The 3,321-nt window shown below is 60.7% G+C and carries 3 protein-coding genes; all 3 read right to left on the minus strand.

Going from position 1 to position 3,321, the window contains the following annotated elements:
- Positions 1 to 283 precede the first annotated feature (283 nt).
- The gene (locus H5T60_13205) at positions 284 to 1,033 is read right to left on the minus strand and encodes a gamma-glutamyl-gamma-aminobutyrate hydrolase family protein (GenBank protein ID MBC7243388.1); all 750 of its coding nucleotides are present in this window, start codon (positions 1,031 to 1,033) and stop codon (positions 284 to 286) included.
- A gap of 108 nt (positions 1,034 to 1,141) precedes the next feature.
- Positions 1,142 to 2,689 (minus strand): ABC transporter substrate-binding protein, encoded by a 1,548-nt coding sequence (locus H5T60_13210; GenBank protein MBC7243389.1) that lies wholly within the window; start codon positions 2,687 to 2,689, stop codon positions 1,142 to 1,144.
- Positions 2,690 to 3,196: 507 nt separating this feature from the next.
- Positions 3,197 to 3,321, minus strand: a 125-nt coding sequence (locus H5T60_13215; protein MBC7243390.1) for a proline racemase family protein, incomplete at its 5' end; no start/stop codon positions are given.

Consider the following 3,321-nt stretch of genomic DNA (forward strand, 5'->3'; position numbering starts at 1 on the left):
ACTGTAACATGCATGATATAAGCCCGGTGGACGTTGTGGACACGAGAAATGTCCTGTATCCAATCCTGCGAGACTGTTCCCTCCAAGCGGCAGTCTCGCAAAAGGACACCCTGGGCAGAGCGAGGTAGAAGGTTGTGATTGTGCCCTTGTGTTCTATGACGGGTCGGTTCAAAAATGTACGGCAAAACTTGTCCATACCTGCTGAAAAGGCGATGTGTGTACTATCATAACACAAGTTTCGCTATTTGTCAATAGTGAGAAAACTAACACATCCTGGCTATGCCTACAGCGAGGGTGCTACGCCGGCCATTCGCAGGAAATTCCGCAGTAAGACCTGCCCATCCGGCTGAGCCTGATCATACCCCTCGGGGTACACGATCCGCACCAGAGGACTGCGGTAGCGCTGATGGGGGAGAATAAACGCCTCCGGGTGAAACTGCACGCCGTACAGCGGCTTTTCCCGATGCTTCATCGCCTGCACCGGGCATGTCGGTCGAGAGGCCAACAGCACGAAGTCCGCCGGAACCTGTTTGACCTCCCAGTAATGTATCTCGAGGAAAACGGGATGTTCCCCCAGCCCCTCGAACAACGGGTCGGGATGGAGAACATCCACAGGGAGAAAGCCCCATTCCTTGAAATATCTTGCGCCGCCGAAACCGCCCTCACCCTCCTCGCCGGCGCTCAGGAGGCGGATGGGGCCGGTCGGCACGCCGTGCGCCATAGCGATGAGCTGATGGCCGCCGCAAATGCCCAGGATGGGGAAATCCGCCTCGCGAATGAGTTCGTACAGGGCGTCGAAGGCGCCGGCGGGATAGCGCTCCCAATCCGAGGCATTCCCGCTGATGATCACGGCCCGAACGCCCCAGGCCTTCAACCGCTCCAGGGTCACGCGGGAATAATGCTGAACCAGACAGGGCGCCGGCGACAGCTCTTCCAGCCGCAGTTTGACATCCATAGCCCATGCCAGGTGCTCATCGCGCTTGGCCGGGTCGTTCAGCACATCCTCATGTTCGATATCCACGTAACAAATCATCGCTCAGGAGCCCCTTTTCGAATGGTAAACACATAAATGGGAGAGTGGGGAGTTTCCTCCACTCTCCCATCCTCCGCGCGGTATATTTCGTGCGGAACGGCCGGCGCCTTATGCCTCTTCCAGCCACACCTCGTTGAACAGCATGTAGGAAGTGGGATGCGGCTGGGCGTTGCGCACCTTCTTGCCCAGTGCCATCCAGACATTCATCCAGAAAGCGATGCCGATGGGACCGCGCTCCTGCTGGATGCGCTCCAGGTCGCACATGATCTTGCGCCGCGCCTCCACATCCAGCGTCCCGTTGGCCTTGTTCAACAGATCCACAAACTCCTCGTCCACCCACCGGGTCTCGTTCCACGGCACCGGGTTGCCCTGCGCATCGGCCGTGTATCCCAGGTTCAGCACCATCGTGCCCAGCGGACGGTGCGTCCACGGCGTGATGCCCAGCGGCACCTCCGTCCACAGGTCCCAGTACTGGCTGGTCGGCATGGAGTTGATCTTCAGCCGAATGCCCGCCGGCGCCGCATCCTCCTTCAGCGTCTCCGCATAGGTCACCACCTCCGGCCAGTCGGCGCCCACCGCTATCTCCACGTCAATCCCGTCGGGATAGCCGGCCTCCGCCAGCAGGGCCTTCGCCTTCTCCGGATCGTACTTCGGCGTCTCGATGGGGCAGTACTCCGGATGCACCGGCGCCACGTGGCAGTCCTGGCCCTCCAGACCCTCGCCGAAGAAGGCGAGCTGGAGGATCTTTTTCCGATCCTGGCACAGCTTCAGCGCCTGCCGCACCCGCACATCCGTCCACGGATCCATGTCCACGCGCATGCGCAGGACGCGGGTGACAGCCGTCGTCAGGCGGAGCAGTTGGACATTCGGGTCATCCCGGAGACCCAGGAAAACCTCCACTCCGCCCGCATCGCCCTGGTCAATCATGTCGATCTCGCCCGACTTCAGAGCCGCAATCTGGGGCTGCATTTCGGTGCCCATGTCGGTCCACACCATGCCGTCGAGATAGGGCAGAGGCTTGCCGTCGGCACCAGTCTGCCAGTAATCCGGCCGGCGCTTCAGCCGAAACACCTGCCCCGCCACGTACTCCTCCAGCAGGTATGGGCCCGTCCCCACCGGCGCCTTGATGATGTCCCCCTCAAACGTCTTGGCATGCAGTATCTGCGCCGGATAATGGAACAGGTGCTCCGGCACCGCGATCTCCGGCCGGCTCAGATGCAGCCGCACCGTGTAGTCGTCCACCTTCTCGATGTCCTCCGGCGTCACGTACGACATCAACCCCAGCATGGACGAACCTATATCCGGGTCCAGCCACTGGTTCATCGTGAATATCACATCGTCCGCCGTGAACTTGTCCCCGTTGTTCCACGTCACGTTCTTGCGCAGATACAGCGTCCAGGTCAGCAGATCCTCGCTGGCCTCCCACTTCTCCAGCAGGTACGGATGGGTGATGTTGTCCTTGTCCGTGTACGTCAGGTACTCACAGATCATGCGCGTCTGGTTGGACGGCACCACCCAGGAGTACTGCGCCGGATTGGTGATCTTATGGACGGGACCAGAGATGCGCAGGACACCACCGCGCTTGGGGCCGGCGGCCGGCGCAGCCGTCGGGGCCGGCGTCGCCGTCGGGGGTACTGGCGTCGCCGTGGAAGGCACCGGCGTGGCCGGGGAGGCACTGGTGTCGCCGTGGGCAGGGCGGGGGTGGGTGCCTCGGTGGGCTTCGGGGCGCAGGAGGCCAGGAACGCAGAGGCCGCCGCGAACGACATGCCCAGCAGTGTCGCGTTGCGCAGGAATTCCTTGCGCGTGATACGTCCCTGCCGATACAGCTCCTTCAACTCCGGAATGTACGGATGAGCCTCCTTCCGGGGTTGCCGCTTGATGATTTCCATCGCTTCCCTCCTCTCCATTTTGGGATACGTTCATGGCGTGCCAAAGAGGCACAACGACGCAGTTCGGACAGGGGAATGGACTTCTGCCGTCTCTTCAATCGAAGCTCTCTCGCTCCATCACCTCCTTTCTAACGAGCAAAGACCTTCGCAGACTGGGGCCAAAGGCTACGGAGCAGACTGTAAGGGAACGGGTACGTCCGTAATATAATACATTTTAAGGGTTTGCGCAAGTGAGTTATTTTTGACCAAGAAGCTGATACATCTGTCCGGCTCCTCATGTCAGCAAGAAGCCCTCGCCCAGCGGATCTTCCGGGTCCACCACGAAGGTATGAAATCCGGTGATATAGGCGGAGCCCTTGATGCGGGGGATGACCGCATCAAAAGGCCCCACCTTCGTCT

Source organism: Anaerolineae bacterium (assembly GCA_014360855.1).
GTDB lineage: Bacteria > Chloroflexota > Anaerolineae > JACIWP01 > JACIWP01 > JACIWP01.